The organism is Neomoorella stamsii (genome assembly GCF_002995805.1).
GTDB classification, from domain to species: domain Bacteria; phylum Bacillota; class DSM-521; order Neomoorellales; family Neomoorellaceae; genus Neomoorella; species Neomoorella stamsii.
In genome coordinates this window covers 1-16,627 of record NZ_PVXL01000015.1, presented here as the reverse complement: position 1 = coordinate 16,627, position 16,627 = coordinate 1, and the positions used below count along the sequence as shown (strand labels likewise).

General features: G+C 50.2%; 21 protein-coding genes and 1 pseudogene. 21 read left to right on the top strand and 1 reads right to left on the bottom strand.

Going from position 1 to position 16,627, the window contains the following annotated elements; genetic code table 11:
* Positions 1 to 135 precede the first annotated feature (135 nt).
* Positions 136 to 363, bottom strand: a complete 228-nt coding sequence (locus MOST_RS01805) for a DUF1659 domain-containing protein (RefSeq protein ID WP_054937772.1) — start codon at positions 361 to 363, stop codon at positions 136 to 138.
* Between the two features lie 306 nt (positions 364 to 669).
* On the opposite strand from MOST_RS01805, the gene MOST_RS01800 reads away from it, so the two are divergent.
* The 21 genes and pseudogenes from MOST_RS01800 to MOST_RS17565 form a co-directional block, all read left to right on the top strand.
* The gene (locus MOST_RS01800; protein ID WP_054937775.1) at positions 670 to 1,017 is read left to right on the top strand and encodes a hypothetical protein; all 348 of its coding nucleotides are present in this window, start codon (positions 670 to 672) and stop codon (positions 1,015 to 1,017) included.
* A complete protein-coding gene (locus MOST_RS01795) occupies positions 995 to 1,363 on the top strand; it encodes a hypothetical protein (protein WP_081360989.1) in 369 nt (122 codons plus the stop codon). The genes MOST_RS01800 and MOST_RS01795 overlap by 23 nt, the downstream gene beginning before the upstream one ends.
* A gap of 82 nt (positions 1,364 to 1,445) precedes the next feature.
* Complete coding sequence (locus tag MOST_RS01790) at positions 1,446 to 1,706, top strand: DUF433 domain-containing protein (RefSeq protein WP_054937770.1); 261 nt, start codon at positions 1,446 to 1,448, stop codon at positions 1,704 to 1,706.
* Between the two features lie 87 nt (positions 1,707 to 1,793).
* Positions 1,794 to 2,006: a hypothetical protein gene (locus MOST_RS01785; RefSeq protein WP_054937769.1), complete on the top strand. Its 213-nt coding sequence runs from the start codon at positions 1,794 to 1,796 to the stop codon at positions 2,004 to 2,006.
* An 80-nt stretch (positions 2,007 to 2,086) separates the two neighbouring features.
* Positions 2,087 to 2,317, top strand: a complete 231-nt coding sequence (locus MOST_RS01780; protein WP_161952790.1) for a hypothetical protein — start codon at positions 2,087 to 2,089, stop codon at positions 2,315 to 2,317.
* Entirely contained in the window at positions 2,314 to 2,520 is a 207-nt protein-coding gene (locus MOST_RS01775) for a PIN domain-containing protein (protein WP_054937767.1), read from the top strand. The genes MOST_RS01780 and MOST_RS01775 overlap by 4 nt, the downstream gene beginning before the upstream one ends.
* Positions 2,517 to 2,846, top strand: coding sequence for a type II toxin-antitoxin system VapC family toxin (locus tag MOST_RS01770; RefSeq protein WP_054937766.1), 330 nt, complete (start codon positions 2,517 to 2,519; stop codon positions 2,844 to 2,846). The genes MOST_RS01775 and MOST_RS01770 overlap by 4 nt, the downstream gene beginning before the upstream one ends.
* Positions 2,843 to 2,947: pseudogene (locus MOST_RS01765) on the top strand (sugar phosphate nucleotidyltransferase); the annotation flags it as partial. The gene MOST_RS01770 and the pseudogene MOST_RS01765, both read left to right, overlap by 4 nt.
* 214 nt (positions 2,948 to 3,161) lie before the next feature.
* The gene (locus tag MOST_RS01760; RefSeq protein ID WP_054937774.1) at positions 3,162 to 4,526 is read left to right on the top strand and encodes a UDP-glucose dehydrogenase family protein; all 1,365 of its coding nucleotides are present in this window, start codon (positions 3,162 to 3,164) and stop codon (positions 4,524 to 4,526) included.
* Complete coding sequence (locus MOST_RS01755; RefSeq protein WP_054937765.1) at positions 4,523 to 5,467, top strand: NAD-dependent epimerase/dehydratase family protein; 945 nt, start codon at positions 4,523 to 4,525, stop codon at positions 5,465 to 5,467. Before MOST_RS01760 ends, MOST_RS01755 begins: the two co-directional genes overlap by 4 nt.
* A 29-nt stretch (positions 5,468 to 5,496) precedes the next feature.
* Complete coding sequence (locus tag MOST_RS01750) at positions 5,497 to 6,627, top strand: glycosyltransferase family 4 protein (protein ID WP_054937764.1); 1,131 nt, start codon at positions 5,497 to 5,499, stop codon at positions 6,625 to 6,627.
* 8 nt (positions 6,628 to 6,635) lie between these two features.
* On the top strand, positions 6,636 to 7,244 hold the full coding sequence (locus MOST_RS01745; RefSeq protein ID WP_054937763.1) for a class I SAM-dependent methyltransferase: 609 nt from the start codon (positions 6,636 to 6,638) through the stop codon (positions 7,242 to 7,244).
* Positions 7,245 to 7,801: 557 nt separating this feature from the next.
* Positions 7,802 to 8,026 carry a Trm112 family protein gene (locus MOST_RS18395; protein WP_422879867.1) on the top strand — a complete coding sequence of 75 codons (225 nt, stop codon included), beginning with the start codon at positions 7,802 to 7,804 and terminating at the stop codon, positions 8,024 to 8,026.
* A 22-nt stretch (positions 8,027 to 8,048) separates the two neighbouring features.
* Positions 8,049 to 9,353, top strand: a complete 1,305-nt coding sequence (locus MOST_RS17575) for a lipopolysaccharide biosynthesis protein (RefSeq protein ID WP_211295961.1) — start codon at positions 8,049 to 8,051, stop codon at positions 9,351 to 9,353.
* Between the two features lie 19 nt (positions 9,354 to 9,372).
* A complete protein-coding gene (locus tag MOST_RS17570; RefSeq protein ID WP_208974862.1) occupies positions 9,373 to 10,014 on the top strand; it encodes a class I SAM-dependent methyltransferase in 642 nt (213 codons plus the stop codon).
* A gap of 175 nt (positions 10,015 to 10,189) precedes the next feature.
* The gene (locus tag MOST_RS01730) at positions 10,190 to 11,383 is read left to right on the top strand and encodes a glycosyltransferase family 4 protein (protein WP_054937761.1); all 1,194 of its coding nucleotides are present in this window, start codon (positions 10,190 to 10,192) and stop codon (positions 11,381 to 11,383) included.
* On the top strand, positions 11,364 to 12,434 hold the full coding sequence (locus MOST_RS01725) for a glycosyltransferase family 4 protein (protein ID WP_054937760.1): 1,071 nt from the start codon (positions 11,364 to 11,366) through the stop codon (positions 12,432 to 12,434). The genes MOST_RS01730 and MOST_RS01725 overlap by 20 nt, the downstream gene beginning before the upstream one ends.
* A gap of 315 nt (positions 12,435 to 12,749) precedes the next feature.
* Positions 12,750 to 13,391 carry a class I SAM-dependent methyltransferase gene (locus MOST_RS01720; RefSeq protein WP_054937759.1) on the top strand — a complete coding sequence of 214 codons (642 nt, stop codon included), beginning with the start codon at positions 12,750 to 12,752 and terminating at the stop codon, positions 13,389 to 13,391.
* Entirely contained in the window at positions 13,388 to 14,593 is a 1,206-nt protein-coding gene (locus tag MOST_RS01715; protein ID WP_054937758.1) for a glycosyltransferase family 4 protein, read from the top strand. The genes MOST_RS01720 and MOST_RS01715 overlap by 4 nt, the downstream gene beginning before the upstream one ends.
* Before the next feature lie 54 nt (positions 14,594 to 14,647).
* Positions 14,648 to 16,189, top strand: coding sequence for a hypothetical protein (locus MOST_RS01710; RefSeq protein WP_054937757.1), 1,542 nt, complete (start codon positions 14,648 to 14,650; stop codon positions 16,187 to 16,189).
* 254 nt (positions 16,190 to 16,443) lie between these two features.
* Positions 16,444 to 16,627 (top strand): hypothetical protein (locus MOST_RS17565; protein ID WP_211295960.1); only part of this gene is annotated, 184 nt, incomplete at its 3' end.

Here is a 16,627-nt window from a genome sequence, read left to right as displayed (position 1 = left end):
TTTCTTTTGCACCTCATTCATTCGGTTTCTCGCCTCCTGGTTGGTTTGTTTGTTTTGGTCTATTATTTTTTTACCAGGAGGCTTTTTTATTGGCAACACCTACCTTACATCATTACAGGAATGCTCTAGATTTACTTAGGCGCCGGCACTGAGGTCGTTCTCGTTAACGCGGCTGACGGCGTTAACGGGATGTACCTGCAGGCTGCCAATGGCCTGGGCGACGTCGTAGACATCCTGGTCACTGGCAGAAGGTTTGACGCGGCTGTAGGAGCGCACCCGGTAAACGGGTTGCCCAGTAGCGTCAGTCCCCGTCTGCACCTGCAGGCGTAAGGTGGTGGCCAGTGGGGTGCTGATAACGGCCATTTTTTTCACCTCCTTTCGGACAGCCATAGCATAGCATGGTTGCCTGCAAAAACGAACTAATGTTTGCACACGATTACGAGCTAAAACCTGTCGTTAATCGCTAATACCGGCTGCTAAGGAAAGCCAATAAAGCATAAAAACGAAAGCAGGAATATCGTACCAGGCGGATTACCTTAATATTTATTGTTCTTGACTTTCACGTCCAAATACGCGATAATTTAAACGAAAACAACAACGTATTTATTTACGCGTAAATGCATATCATTTAGAAAGGAGGATTTTTCAGTGGGAGGCTTCGTACCGGTTATGAAAGGTAAGCCGCTTTTCTCCAGCGACCAGATTGTTAACATCAGCGATTTACAGCGCAAATGGCGCAGTGTCGTAGAACCAAAATTGCATGAGATGCCCTTTTTAATGATGTTTTCCGGTTCCGAACCCAGGGCAACTATTTTAAGCTATGACAAATTTAAAGAACTCTGGGAAAAGGTTGCTGAAGCCGCGGAACTGGAAATAAAATTGGAACTACTTTGCCGTATACTCGAAAATGAAAAGGGCGGCCAGGCTTTGGTGCCCCTTGCTGAGGTAATTAAAAAGGCCGGTATAACCGCCGAGGATCTGGAGGCTGCTCCTGATGTCGACCTCGAAAATGATTGATCTTGTACCGGCCAATGTAAAGTTTTTTCCCGCGGCTGAAGCAGATTTCCTGGGATTGGATAAAAGCAGGCAGATAAAAGTAATTAAAGCCTTGCAAAAAATATCCCGGGCTCCCTCTGCATTTGGCAAAGAGTTGGAAAACCAGGCCGGCAGGCCCCTGGCAGGATACCGGAGCGTTTATGTAGATAACAGGTCGCTCCGGATTATATGGAAGGTTACGGAACTGCAGGTAATCGAGGTCGCCATCATAGCCGGCATAGCCGAACGCGAAGGAATGCTGGCTTATAAACTGGTTTCCAGGCGCAGGGAAGAATTGGAGAAGTTTATCAAAGAACTGGTTAAGTAATAACAGGTCTTAATAAAAGTGCTAAGTAGTATCTTATCAAATAATATTGTTGTGGTAGAATAGTTAACGGGAGGTGGCAAAGATGCAGGAAGTAATGCCAGGCATCATTGTTGACCCATTAATTAAAGGGGGTAAGCCGGTAATAAAGGGTACGCGCGTACCGGTTGAACTTATCGTAGGCAAATTAGCCGGGGGCCTTACTTATGAAGAAATTATGGCAGAATACGACCTCAAAAAAGAAGATATCCTGGCGGCACTGCGCTACGCAGCTAATATACTGGTGGAAGAACAAATAAGGGCGGTTTTGCAGGCCTTTCATATACAACATCGATTGACCATGTAATCCATTGACGCGTTTAACATATGCTGGTATTATTGTTCATAAAGTAAGCATAAGATATGTCGAAATAAATATAATGGAGCAGCCGGCATGGATAGCCATTACGCAGTCCTGGACTGCTTTCAAAGAAACGACAAGCTCACCCAGCGTGAGATCGCCCTCCGTACCGGCCTTTTCGCTTCCTGCGCTGCAGACCTGGCCGGTATAGACGGCCGCAACACCCTGGTAATCACCTGGCAGGCCGGGGAAGAGTACGTAGTATTGCATGGAATTGAAGTGGTGAATATAATCGACCGATTGTAGAGATAAGAGAGTATAAAGAAATTAAAAGGCACCCATAGTAACATATAATGGTATTTTGTGAGGTGGTCCCAGTGTTATCGGTGAAGAAAACAGTTGGCCATGATGGCAGCATAGCCATTGATGAAGCGTTAAAGATGGCTAAAATTCGGCCTGGAGATCTAGTTGAGATTATCCCTGCTACCAACAAAATCATTATCAGAGTTGTTAATAAACGGCAACAGGAAGGGGTAGTGAGGGCTGTTGCCGGGAAATGGAAAGATCGTCGTGACCTGGTCGACGATCTTTTGAAAATTCGGGAAGGACGAAGATGACCGCCCGGGAACAAGCCTTGAATAAATATGTTATAGATACTAATATCATCATTGATACCATGCAAGGCGTTGCTGAAGCCGTTAATTTTATGGAGAAAGTTGAAGTAGAAGAGGTTCAGGTATTTTATTCGGTAATTGTTGAAGCTGAATTATTTTCTTCCCACCTATTGACCGAAGAGGATATTGACCGAAGAGGATATTGACCGAAGAGGATAAAAAAGATTTAAGGCGTTTATTAAATCTGGGGGACATAATTGACGTCGATTCAAAGATAGCCCTAAAAGCAGGCGAACTACGTGCTCTGAGTAGGAAAAATTATAAACGCAAATTAAAGTTACCTGACGCTCTTGTAGCTGCCACTGCCATTATGTGTTCGGGAACTTTAGTGACACGCAATACTGACGACTTTAAGCATCTGTCTAAGCACGGGCTTTGCCTCTATAATCCTTTTGTACAGTCAGAAACAGTACCAAATGACACTAAAACCGGCCAAAATAATAAAGGCGATATTGGGAGACTTAAACCATGAAAGGCCTCATCCTCTCCGGCGGCAAGGGCACCCGCCTGCGCCCCCTTACATACACCACCACCAAGCAGCTCATTCCCGTGGCCAAGCGGCCCATTTTTTATTAAGGGAGCGACCACCATGTCCGTAGCCCGCGTCATTATCGAAAGTACCTGCGCCTCCGAACTGATACATAAAATCAAAACCCGCCGGGCCAGCGTAGCCGTCATCGGGCTGGGATATGTGGGGCTGCCGCTGGCGGTGGAAAAAGCCGGGGCGGGCTTTAATCTTGCAGGCATCAAGCCATGTAATTACATAAATAAAAGAGGCAATTCTAGTATGAATGTCGTAATCATCGGTACGGGATACGTCGGCCTCACCACAGGTGCGGCCCTCGCCTATCTGGGCCACCGGGTCACCTGCGTCGACAGGGACCCGGCCAAGCTGGAACTTCTCTATAAAAAGAAAAGTCCCATACATGAACACGGCCTGGAAGAACTGATGGCTCTGACCGGGCGGAACCTCCACTTTACCTGCCGGGTGCAGGAGGCCGTGGCAGATGCCGACGTCGTTTTAATTGCCGTAGGTACGCCGTCCAAATCCAACGGGGAAGCGGATACACAGTATGTGGAGGCGGCCGCCCGCGAAGTGGCTGAAGGCTTTGTGCCGGGCCGTCTTTATAACCTGGTGATAAAATCCACCGTGCCCATAGGCACCAACCGCAGGGTAAGCCAGGTAGTGAAACGGGTGCTTTCCGGGAGGGGCATGGGGGACAATACGGCTGTCCTGGTCGTTTCCAACCCCGAGTTCCTGCGGGAGGGCAGGGCCCTCCGCGACACTCTTTACCCCGACCGCATCGTGGTGGGGGCGGAACGACCGGAAGGAGTAGATATACTGCGGCGGCTCTACCAGCGCATCCTGGAGCAGACCTTCGATCCCCCTCCTTTCCTGCCTCGCCCGGAAGGTTACAATCTGCCTCCCCTGGTGAGCACCGATCCCACCAGCGCAGAAATGATCAAGTATGCCGCCAACGCTTTCCTGGCCCTCAAGATTAGCTTCATCAATGAGATCGCCGGGCTTTGCGAAAAGGTAGGGGCCGACGTCACGGAGGTGGCCCGGGGTATGGGGCTGGACCCTCGCATCGGCTCCCCATTCCTTGCCGCGGGCCTGGGGTGGGGAGGGAGTTGCTTCCCCAAAGATACTGCTGCGCTCCTGGCCATGGGGGAAGAGCACGGTTATACCATGCCTATCGTGGCGGCTTGCCGGGAGGTAAACTTGCGGCAGAGATATAGGGTGGTAGAAAAACTCCAGGAAGCACTGAAGGGAGTACGGGGCAGGGTAGTGGGCGTGCTGGGCCTTGCCTTCAAGCCCGGTACTGACGATGTGCGGGAGTCTCCTGCCCTTGACGTAGTGAGGATTCTCGCTGAGCGGGGCGCCCACGTGCGGGTCCACGACCCGGTAGCCCTGGCCAACGCGCAGCGGGCATTGGAAGGATTAGAAGTGGAGTTTTTCCAGGATCCCTACGCCCTCGCCCAGGGGGCCGAAGCCCTGGTGCTGGCAACAGAGTGGCCCGAGTACCGGCACCTGGACCTGGACCGCCTGGCCGGGATGATGCGCACCCCAGTACTGGTGGACGGACGCAACCTTTTCGACCCTAAAGAAGCCGGGCGAGCGGGATGGACCTATCTGGGGGTGGGCCGGTGAGATCGGTTCTGGTAACAGGAGGGGCCGGTTTTATAGGTAGCCATCTTGTCGACCGCCTTTTAGCCGAGGGGTGGCGGGTTATGGTCGTAGATAACTTCGATCCCTTCTATGATCCAGCTGTTAAGCGCAAGAACATAGCGCCCCACCTGGAATACAGCAATTATACTCTGGTTGAATTAGACATAAGAGATATGGATACTCTCCGGGAGCGCCTCTCAGGGGAGTACGATGTGATAGTTCACCTGGCAGCTAAGGCCGGTGTCCGTCCTTCCATTCGCGATCCTATCGACTACCAGGAAGTGAACGTCCGCGGCACCCAGAACCTGCTGGAGCTGGCCAGAGAATGGGGAGTGAAGCAGTTCGTATTTGCGTCTTCCTCCAGCGTCTACGGGGTGAACCCCAACGTGCCCTGGCGGGAGGACGATTGCGTGCTCCTGCCCATCAGCCCCTACGCCGCAACCAAGGTGGCCGGGGAGCTTTTAGGCCACGTCTACAGCCATTTGTACGGCATCCGGTTCATCGCCTTGCGCTTTTTCACCGTCTACGGCCCGCGGCAGCGGCCGGACCTGGCCGTCTACAAGTTCGCCCGGTTGATGCTGAAAGGAGAGCCAGTGCCGGTCTACGGCGACGGCAGCAGCCGCCGGGACTATACTTATATAGATGACATCATCCAGGGCGTCCGCGCAGCCATGAACTACAACGCCACCCCTTATGAAGTGATCAACCTGGGGAACAACAGTACCGTGAGCCTTCTTGAAATGATTAACGCCCTGGAAGAAACCCTGGGGGTAAAGGCGAAACTTGAGTTCCTCCCCCCGCAACTTGGGGATGTGCCTCAGACGTGGGCTTCTATCAATAAGGCGGAGCAGTTAATGGGCTATATTCCCAAAACAGAGTTCAAGTGTGGTATTGAACATTTCAGCCAGTGGCTTTGTTCATGACAAACCCTTTACGAAATGGGGGTATCCCTATGAAGATACTTATTATAACTGGAATCTTTCCTCCAGATATAGGCGGTCCAGCAACCTACGTACCACAGGTGGCAACTGGCCTTGCTCAAAGGGGACATCAAGTCACCGTTCTGACTTTAAGCGACCATATAGACTATGATGATAGGGGATACCCATTTCAAGTGGTACGCCTTTCTCGACGGCAGTTTAAATTATGGCGATGGTTGTATACGGTGATTTGCATCGTCCGGGAAGGAAGAAATGCGGGCGTATTATTCATAAATGGGCTGGCCTTGGAGGCGAGCGTAGCCAACTTTCTCCTGCGTAAACCAATGGTCCTGAAAGTAATTGGGGATTTTGCCTGGGAAAGGGCAAGGGGGAGAGGTTGGGTGGAAGATGATTTTGAGGACTTCCAAAAGAAGCATTATGATTTGAAAGTTGAGGCCTTAAAGGCTCTAAGGGCGTGGTGGACCCGTCGCGCTGACCGGGTTATCACCCCTAGCCGTTACCTTGCCAATTGGATTGGCCGCTGGGGGGTGCCCGAGGAAAAGATTATCACCGTCTATAATGCGGTGGAATCTCCAGGTGACCTTCCACCGGTTCAGATTCCCTTACAAACCAGTTTAAAGGTTGTAACTGTTAGTCGGCTTGTGCCATGGAAACGGATAGATAAGGTGATAGAGGTTATTGCTGGCTTAGATGGAACCGGACTGGTTATTGTCGGGGACGGCCCAGAACGCGGACGCCTTGAGAAGTTAGCAACTGCTTTGGGAGTTACAGATCGTATCTACTTCACCGGAGCACGCTGCAAGGAAGAGACGCTGGCTTTTATGGCTGCATGTGATGTATTCGTACTCAATTCTATTTATGAAGGCTTGCCACATGTAGTACTGGAAGCAATGATCCTGGGCTTGCCAGTTGTAGCTACAGCCGTGGGAGGTACGCCTGAGGTTGTGGAAGACGGGCATAACGGTTTATTGATCGAACCCGCGCGTGATATTAGCATGTTGCGTAAAGCTCTTTTGACTATGTTTAGACCATACGATCGACTACGTTTTATAGATGGTGTCCAGGAGACATCTACTCGTTTTGCTCTAGAACGGATGATTGATGATACTGAAAATATTTTGATGTCTGTGGTTAAGGGGTAATTCTAGTTATGAGTGCGGAAGCTAACTTGGTTCTCGAACTCGTTTCGCCAGGTGGTGGGTTAGTACTTGACCTTGGCGGCGGGAGTGGTATTTTACGAGATTCTTTGGAAAAAATGGGGTATTACTATGTCAATGTGGATATTCAGAGGTTTGACAATGGGGAACCGACCGTAATCGCTGATGCTCAGGAATTACCATTTAAGAATAATAGTTTTGATGTTATTATAAGCAAAGATTCGCTGGAACATTTCGCGCAGCCATGTGAAGTTATTAAGGAAATATACCGTGTTTTAAAGCCAGGGGGGAGATTTATTGTTTGGGTTCCTTTTATGCATCCTTTTCATGGAGATGACTTCTATCGATATACACCTCTAGGTTTACGCCATTTACTTCGTGGTTTTGAAATAACTTTACTTGATAGCCCTTTTGGTGTTTTTTCGTTATTGGGGTCACTTATTTCTGAAGTACTGAGGCGTTTGGGCTTCAGCTTTGCGATACCATTTTTAAGACGGATATCTTATTGGTTTGATACCTGCTTTAGCCGCCAACAAGGAAACATTAGGAGCTTTGCAGCCGGTTATCGTATCGTTGCATTTAAAGGCGAAGTGACCAGGTAATAAGTAAATCCCCGAGCTGATGTAAAAGGGAGAGAACTATGGGTAAACTGGAGTTAGCAAACCTGAATGAGATCTTGTGTTGTCCTAAGTGTCGCGGAGATTTACGTATGACTTTAGAGTAAGAAGTGTTTTGATTGTTTTAGATGCCATCTTCACTACCTTTGGAAGGAAGGATTCCCATCATGCTTTTAAAGGTGCGTTTCCATTGCCGGACGGTTTGTTAGCACTATATGTACCCACCATTCCACTACTACCGCAGTTGTGCACCATTTTCCTGCAGTAGGTCGATATTTCTCAGGACACTGCGAAAATGATCATATCAACGCGTTTATGCCAGCTACGCTTAAATTTTTCTGTGAACGTGCAGGCTTCGAGACGATTGAGGTATCGCCATTCTATTCAGAAATTTTGGCGTTATTTAATCACATACCATTTGCTAATCGACTAGTCCAATGGCTGTATAGTATGTTGGAAAAAAGCCAAAGGATTAGAGATGCCGAGGCTGCAACTCGTCGTATGTAAATTGTCCGGGTACTTTGCGTTTAAGCACGAATAAGGTGAGCGAAGGAGAGGATGATCCTTTGGATAAGGACATATTATCGACTCTTCTCGAAATCTTGTGCTGCCCTCGGTGTGAGGGCGATTTAAGCCTGACATCGGACGCAAGTGGCCTTGACTGTGTACAATGCCGGCTGCGTTACCCTGTTGAGGATGGTATTCCCATTATGCTTGTAGAGCGGGCACTCCCTCTTATTGGTAACCTTGCGGAAAAGGGGGAGTAGGAGTATTCCAGTTAGGTATCTATTGCGCGAAGTATACAGTAGGCTCGCCAGCCGGCAGTTTGTCCGCGATGTTGGAGCATTAACGGCCGCCCAGTTTGCCGGAGCAGTATTAAACTTCATCCAGGGTATCCTGGTCGCCCGCTGGCTCGGACCGGACCTTTACGGGCTCGCCGGGCTGGTGATGAGCTATCCGGGCTTGGTATATACTTTCTTTGATGCGCGGTCAAGCGAGGCGTCGGTCAAATACCTGAGTGAATTCTCCGCAACGGGCGAGCGGGACCGGGTGCTGGCGGTATGCAAGCTGGGCTATACAGTGGATTTTGCCATTGCTGCTCTGGCGTTTGTCGTGGTACTGGCTACTGTCCCCTGGGCGGCTGAGCGGGTGGCACACCGGCCGGAGGTGGCGTGGTTTATTGTTGTCTACGCCATGGCGTTCATACCCAGGGCTTTCGTTGGCACTTCCCACGCTGTGCTGACAACCAAGGGGCGGTTCTCCACGATTGCATGGATAGATCTTGCGGTAAACGTCTTGCGGGTGGTAATAATATTGGCTTTGGTTCTGGCGGGCTGGCAGGTTAAGGGAGTTGTTTGGGGCAACGCTGCGGCGATGATTGCTACAGGAGTGCTTTACGGGACGGCGGCGCGTAGAACGCTTCGGTACACATGGGGCATGTCCTGGTGGCGGGGAAGCTGGCAGGCCCTCCGGGGCCGTCGCCGGGAGGTGCTTAGTTTCTTAGCCTATAGCGATCTCAATGCCCTGGTTGGTATGATTCCCAAGCAACTAGACCTCGTGCTCTTGGGATACTTTCGCGGGCCAACTGAGGTGGGGTATTACAGATTGGCAAAAAGTTTGTCGGGGGCAGTGGGGTATCTTGTGGGCCCGCTCCAATCAGTTATTTATCCCGAACTGGCCAAGCGGCATGCCGCTGGCAATAGCGAGGAGCTTCGTAGTAGAACACGCCAGCTTGCCACGCGGGTTGGCCTCCCCCTTGGCACGATGGTTATTTTGGGAGCGGCACTATCGCCGCTGATCCTGCCACCGTTAGTTGGAACCATATTTCTACCTTCCGTTCCAATACTTCAGATATTTTCGATAGGCATGGCTACATGGTTGTATCTTTTTTGGTTGCGCCCATTTTACCTGGCCCAGGGCTGGATTAAAACGTGGGTTAAGGGAATGGTTTTAGTTAGTTTAGCTTGTCTGGCTCTTTGGCCCGCGGTAACACCGCTCTTCGGAGCTGTAGGAACCGCGGCTGTCTGGAGCATCACAATGTCGGTTGGTTATCTGGGCCTCTATTTAGGCTCTGTCCGCAGACCTTCAAGGTAGAAAAGTAAGGAGCACTATGATGACGATCTCGAAGTGGGATAGTTATACGGAGCAATTAGTGGGGGTTACAGCTACTGACGGCCAGTTGCTAAGGCAACTCGCACGCGGGCTTGTGTTAGACGTTGGCTGTGGTCTAGGCGGGCATCTTAGAGAACTGGATAATGCTACGCGGAGAGTCGGCGTAGATCCCGGATTGCCCGGGCTGAAGCGAGGGAGCCAGATGCTTCCTGGGGTGGCTTTCGTCTGCGCCAGCGGATACCAGTTGCCTTTTTCATCACGTACGTTTGATACAGTGCTCTGCATCGATGTAATTGAACACGTGGAACGTCCCCAGGAGCTCTTGTTGGAAATAAGGCGTGTTCTCAAGCCAAATGGTGTACTATTTCTTCAAACCCCGAACTATCCGGTTAAGAAGCTCTACGACTTTTGGCATTGGGTACGCCGAAGTAGACCCAGTTTGGCTGATGATACTACACACATTAGTAAGTTTAACGTTTCGAAAATAGAAAGGCTTGTTAAGGCGGTTGGTCTCGAAGTAAGTCTCGTAAAAGGAAGGAATTTACCATTTCAAGAAATTATTTATTATCCAAAAGGGTTGTATACTAATCAAACATTAGTTCATATTGCACAAAAGATAATTATTGTAGCAAACAATAAGTAAAGATGGCTTTTTACTAAAGAAGTCGGAAATGGGTACGGCCTCTATTGCTGGTGTGGCGTGCAAACCGATAGTATGATCTGCGTGATAACTTGACGCTGCGAATGCTAAGTGGGGTCGCTATAGAGTTTAGAGAAGGGTTTGGAGATGACATGGGGAGTAAGGGTGGTTGTTGTTGATGAAGGTTTGTTTTCTCGGTGGCGCCCGTTACGGACGGCCGCTGGATTCAACCAGCGAAAAGAAGTTTAAAGCTCTAGAGGCTCTTGGTGACGTTTTTGTCATCGGATTCTCTCACGATGGCAGGCCACGGCGCTTCAGCCAGCACGCATATTTCTACCTGCTGCCGACGTTGCCTCTCCCAGTGCTGCGGTATCTGGAGATGCTTGTCATCGGCCCGGTATTGGCCCTTTGGCTTATCTTCCGGCGCGGGGTGCGCGTCCTTGTCGCCCAAAGCCCATACGAAGGCTTCGCCGCCGCCCTGGCCAAGCGGCTGGCCCGAGTTGCCGGCCGGCGGGTGGCCCTGGTTGTGGAAAATCACGGCGATTTCGAGGAATCACTCTTCATGCAGCGGCGGATTCTTCTACCTGGTCTCTACCGCTTTTTAATGGGCGCCGTCGCCGGTTATGCGTTGAATAACGCCGACTTATTGCGGGCCGTATCCTTCTCCACGAAGAGGCAACTGGAACGGTGGACATCGGGCAAGCCAATTCACCAGTTTATGGCCTGGACGGACATCGAGGCTTTTTTTCAGTCCCGAGGCAGCCATGATGAGGGGGGAATCCGGGAGATTCTCTATGCCGGGATGCTAACTCCACTCAAGGGTGTTCACCACCTGGTTAACGCTTTCTCCTGCCTCGCCCGGGATTTTCCCCAGGTCCGGCTAACCATTGTGGGGCGCGAGGAGTATAGGGGGTATGCGGAAAACCTGCGGAGGCAGGTGCGCCAGCTGGGTTTGGAAGGCCGGGTGCAGTTCGTCGGGCAGGTGCCGCAGGCAGAGCTAGCGGTATGGATGAGCCGTGCGTTTGTTTTTGTGCTTCCCTCCCTTTCGGAGGGGTTGGGGCGGGTGGTGGTGGAGGCCATGGCTACGGGACGGCCTGTGATTGGGAGCAATGTAGGCGGGATCCCCGAGATGGTGCAGGATGGGATTACCGGTTTCTTGGTGCCCCCCGGCGATGAGGCCGCCCTCGCGGAAAAGCTGCGCTGGCTCCTGGAACATCCCGTAGAGGCGGGAGAAATGGGAGGCAGGGCGCGTACCTTTGCCGAGCACTTTTTTTCTACTGAAGCGTACGTGGAAAATTATAAGCAAATATTGAAAACCGCCCGTTCCCTTCTTGGCAGAGAGGAGGCCCGCTATGCATCTCCTTCTATTTAACCTTGCTACTGACCTTGACGATCCGATACTCGGTTTCACTACGGCCTGGATCACCGCCCTGGCAAGGCGCATGGAGTTCATCCATGTTATTACCATGCGGGCTGGCCGTGTGGAAGTGCCGGATAATGTGCGGGTGTATTCCGTGGGCAAGGAGAAGGGCTACAGTGAAGCCCGCCGCCTGCTGGAGTTTTATCGTTACCTGTTTCGGATACTGCGGGTAGACTGCATTGACGTTTGCTTCTCACACATGATTCCCACCTTTACGGTGTTGGCTGCACCAATCTTGAAGGCAAGGCATATTCCCATCGTGACGTGGTATGCCCATCGGCATGTATCGGCGATGCTGAAGGTAGCCCATCATCTTTCAGACCAGATAGTGTCTAGCGCGGATAGCGCTTACCATTACAAACGCGATAAGCTAGAGGTTATAGGGCAAGGAATTGATACGGATTTATTTTCACCGGACGGTACAGAGCCGGAAGATCCGCCTCTCCTGCTCTGCGTCGGTCGACTCTCACCAATCAAGGACCAGATGACCCTTATCGAGGCGGTACATATTCTGCGCCAGCGCGGATACCCGGTTTCATGCGCCCTGGTCGGAGATGCCCCGCAGGCACACCATTCCTATGTGGAGGAACTACGCAGGCGGGTCGAAGACCTGAAGTTGGCTGGCGTAGTACAGTTCGTTGGCAGCGTACCAAACCATGAAGTCGTCAGCTGGTACCGCCGATGTTTCGCACACGTAAATTGTTCCCCCGCAGATCACTCGCTTGATAAAGCTGTATTAGAGGCAATGGCCTGTGGTAAACCAAGTTTTACATCGACATTGGGATTTCAGAATACAGTTGGTCAATGGGAAGACATGCTTCTGTTTCATCAAGGTAACCCAGAGGACCTAGCAGCTAGGCTTGAGCGGTTACTTTGTTTAGGAAATAGGCAAAGGCAGGCGATGGCGATAGAATTGCGCCAAAGCGTTATGCGGCTGCATAGCCTGGAGAACCTGGTGGACAAGATGATAATGGTCTTTCAAAAGGTACAGAGTTACAGATAATTGTATGATTACAAAGATGTTTCCATTACAAAAACTCCATCACGACGCATCCGGTGGAGGAGAACCGCGGCTTTGTGTTAAAAAATCAACCATCACATTGTGTCGGGTGCCCCGTTTGAGAGCAAAAGTGGGGACTACTTCTATAGCAGGTGGACTGAAGTAACCTTTTTGCAGTGGTATCAAAGATGCATTTTTCTTAAATAATGGAACTGGGCAGACATGACAAAAGTATTGAGCGCATTTTGACTGGACAGCATTCGAGGCGAAGTGTTCGCCAGCTTTACACTGGTTTAAGCGGTTGAGGGGGCAGAGTTAGTGAAGGCATCACAGGCACAGGTATTTGAAGACCGCCGCTGGAGCAGCCACGGCCAAGGGATGGTTTGGCGGCATAGGGTGGCGCTCGAAATGGTTACCGAGGATCCCGTTTTGGATATCGGCGGTGGTGATGGTTTTTTTCTATCGCTTCTTCAGCAACATAAGGGTTTTAGGCGTCTATATTTATTAGATATTTCACCTGTGGCGGTTGAGAAGGCACGGCAGAAGGGATTGGATGCCCATGTTACCGACATCACCAAACCACTGCCTTACCCTGATAATTATTTTGCTGCTGCTTGTGCACTTGATGTTTTGGAGCATCTTTATGACCCTCTCCCCACGCTTACAGAAATGGCCCGGGTTGCCCGGCAGATTGTGCTGGTTGTACCAAACTTCCACTATTGGAAGGACCGTGTGCGAATGATTTTTGGTAAAGTACCGTTTCAGTGCAAGCCTGCACGAGGTCATGTGTATTGGTTTAACTATGCAGTGTTGCAAGAAATGATCTCCAAGGCTGGGCTAGAGGTCGATGCCAACGATTTCAATGGGCCGGGTCGGCTTGGCAAGCTGGGCAAGTGGCTGGCTTGCCGGTTTCCCAGCCTATTCGCCGATAGCTTTGCTGTGCGGTTGAGGAAATCATGATGATTAATCGTCTAGTTTACCTCGCCAATGTACGCCTGCCCACAGAGAAGGCGCACGGGTATCAAATTTGCAAAATGTGCGAGGCGTTTGCGGCTAACGGCGTAGAAGTTACGTTGATGCACCCGCGGCGCCGACAGCTCGACCCGGAACTCAGTCGGCAGACCATCTTCAGCTACTACGGTATCGCCCCGAGCTTTGGAGTACGATCCCTACCAAACCTGGACGTAGTATTGTGGGAGAGGTTTTTCCCCAAGAGTATCTTTGCCCCGGTTTTCTTTGCCCACACCCTGGCCTGGGGCTTGTACGCCGCGCTGGTGGCCCGTGGGGAGGGGGCCGATGTCTACTACACGCGGGACAGTGGAGTCGCGTACTGGTTGACCCGGATTGGCTTGCCGACGGTATATGAAGCCCATGTCGTACCCAAACGCGGGCAACGCTGGCTGCTCCAACGGATTGCCAGACGCCCGGCCTTGCGGCTTGTGGTGTGCCTAACGTCTTTTATAAAAAAAGGTTTTGCCGAAATGGGGTTTCCCGAGGAAAAGATTGTGGTGCTTCCCGACGGCGTGGACTTGAGCCTGTTTAAAAACTTGCCAGGTAAAGAGGAATGTCGCCGCAGGTTAGGCTTACCCCTGGAGCGGCCTGTTATCGGTTATATCGGGCGGTTCCGCACCATGGAGATGGAGAAGGGGATCCCGGAACTTGTGCAGGCGGTGGCTAAATTACCCACTATAAACGGCCAAGAGCCGCTGTTGGTATGCGTGGGCGGCCCGATGGATGTCGTTCCTGGTTACCTGGAACTGGCTGACCGCGTGGATGCACCGCGGGAGCGATTTATGTTCGTGGATCGCGTGCCAAATACGGAAGTGCCTTTTTGGATAAGGTCCTGCGATGTCGTAACCATTCCGTGGCCTTGGAATGAGTTTTCTGCCTACTTTACCTCGCCGTTAAAGCTTTTTGAATATATGGCGGCTGGGGTGCCGATTGTAGCTACCGATCTACCTTCCATCCGGGAGATCCTGCGGCACAGGGAAAACGCCTGGCTGGTGGAGCCTAACGACGAATGCTTGGCACAGGCTATCTTCCGAATAACGACCGATCGGTCCCTGGCCCAGGAATTGATCGAAGGGGCCTCTCGAGATATAAATAACTATACGTGGGAAAGAAGGGCATATAATATCATTATTGCCCTCAAGATTTTGTAGGGAAGGTGCTTCTTAGCGAAGGAGCTGTTATGTTGGAGGGCAGGTGTTCCAATCTTGTCAACTGGAGCGGACAATAAGCAAAATCGACTTCCTCAATCCACTGTGTACATTTTTGGATGTATCGTAGGAGCTTTCTTGGGATGGTGGGCTACGACGAGTCCTAACCAAACCGCAAAAACAGTAGTCGTTGTTCTTTTAGTTATAGTTATGCTCTTTTCTTTAAGGTCAATATCTAAAGCGGTTATAGTCATAGTTCTCTTGGTTACTACAATTCCTTCACTGGCTACTAAAAGGATATTCGCGGGCGAATTGCTAGGTTCTAATTATGATTTCGACTTCTCTCTAATTGTACCTTTGGCAATTCTCGGGCTACTTTACTTCCGTGTTGTCAGGCGAGGTAGGGTTTTCTTCTCGCCTGTAACAAGAACCTTCATGGTAGTCTGGGCGCTTGCCACCGTAAACGCGTTCTTACAGATTACAACTAACCCACAGGCTATCATTCCTGTCATTAGAGGCTTAGTTAATTTGTCTTTCTATATGATAGCTGTGTTCCTACTATCTTACTTGTTAAATATGCGGCTTTTGTCACCCAATCTTTTGGCTTCTTCGATAATACTTTATGGAGAGATTATGGCTTACTCTGCGATTGGTGATTATGCTTTAGCATTACTAAATCCTAAGATGCATTTACTCTTTCGAAGTTTAGTTTGGGGAACTGACATAGGAACAGTGGAGGCTCTTAGGCTTGGAGGGACTACTTATGTTGGAAGTGATTTCTTGCGCGTGGGTGGCCTTGTGGGGGCACCGGAAAATCTGGGCATGATCTTGGCACTTACGCTACCATTTACCTATTTTGTTAGACCAATGAATAAGGGAATAAGACTTCTTGTAATCTATTGTGTTGTCGCTGCTGTATCAGGGAGTAGATCGCTAATAATAGCCATTGCAATTTTCTTAATGTTCCAAGCTGTTCATAGGTTGCCCAAGTACAATCTGCCCAGGAACTTAGCTACGTACCTTGTATTGGGTATATCGGTTGTATCTATGTTGCTTACGCTCAACTCAAGATGGCTCTCGCGGTTGGGGGCTGATGCCTGGTTCTATGAATTTACCTGGCGGTATACAAGACTGAGTGATGTTCTAAAAACAACTCTAAACAATGCTTATGCACCCCTTTTGGGACTTGGATTGGGACCAGGTGTTGAGGAACTTTACGGCCTGAAGCCACTTTCTAGTGGTATTCTTTTGGGTGATTTCGCAACAGCATATGCGCTGGGTGGCGTAGTAGGGATCATGATTTTACTTATTATAATACGAGTAACAATGCGATTACTGACCGATCAGAAGGGGGCTCGACAAAATGCAATGAATTTCTTAGTCCCTTTTGCCGGAGCACTTGCGTTATTCATGCCGGTTCTAACGATGATATTCCTGGTACATAATCCTCAGGGAATTCTCTTGATTGCACTTCTGGTTACAGTCGAATATTACTCTCACCCCAGAGATAGCAAAACGGGAAGTGACAACGAATATGCGCCGAAAGCAGAAAGACGCCACACCGTTAACCCTTGCCTTTCACGCGGAGAAACTCCATGACGTTCTAGTTTGGCAAAGGGTGCAAATCGTGTTACAAAGGCTCCACCTTTATAAACTACAGGGTACCTTTTTCGTGTATCCATTCCGGGCCCAAGTAGCGGGAGCGGAAATCTCGGAGCGAGTACAAGAGATAGCCGCCTTTGGCCACGAAATCGCCCAGCATACACACTTTTATGCCGGCACGAAAATCGACAAGCCAGATAAGGTGAACGACCTGAGTAAAGAAAATATCGCACGCTGCCTGCAGCGCGACTTTGAAACGCTGTGCGACATGGGATTTCGTCCGTACGGTTTTACAGCTGGAGGTTGGATATAATGGACCCAGAAAACTAGACACAAAAACAGGGGGTCCTAAGCGTCAAATGAGTGTACGAAAGAAATATCCAACAGATTTTAAAGCCAAAGTTGTGCTGGAAATCCTTAAAGAAGAAAAGTCTG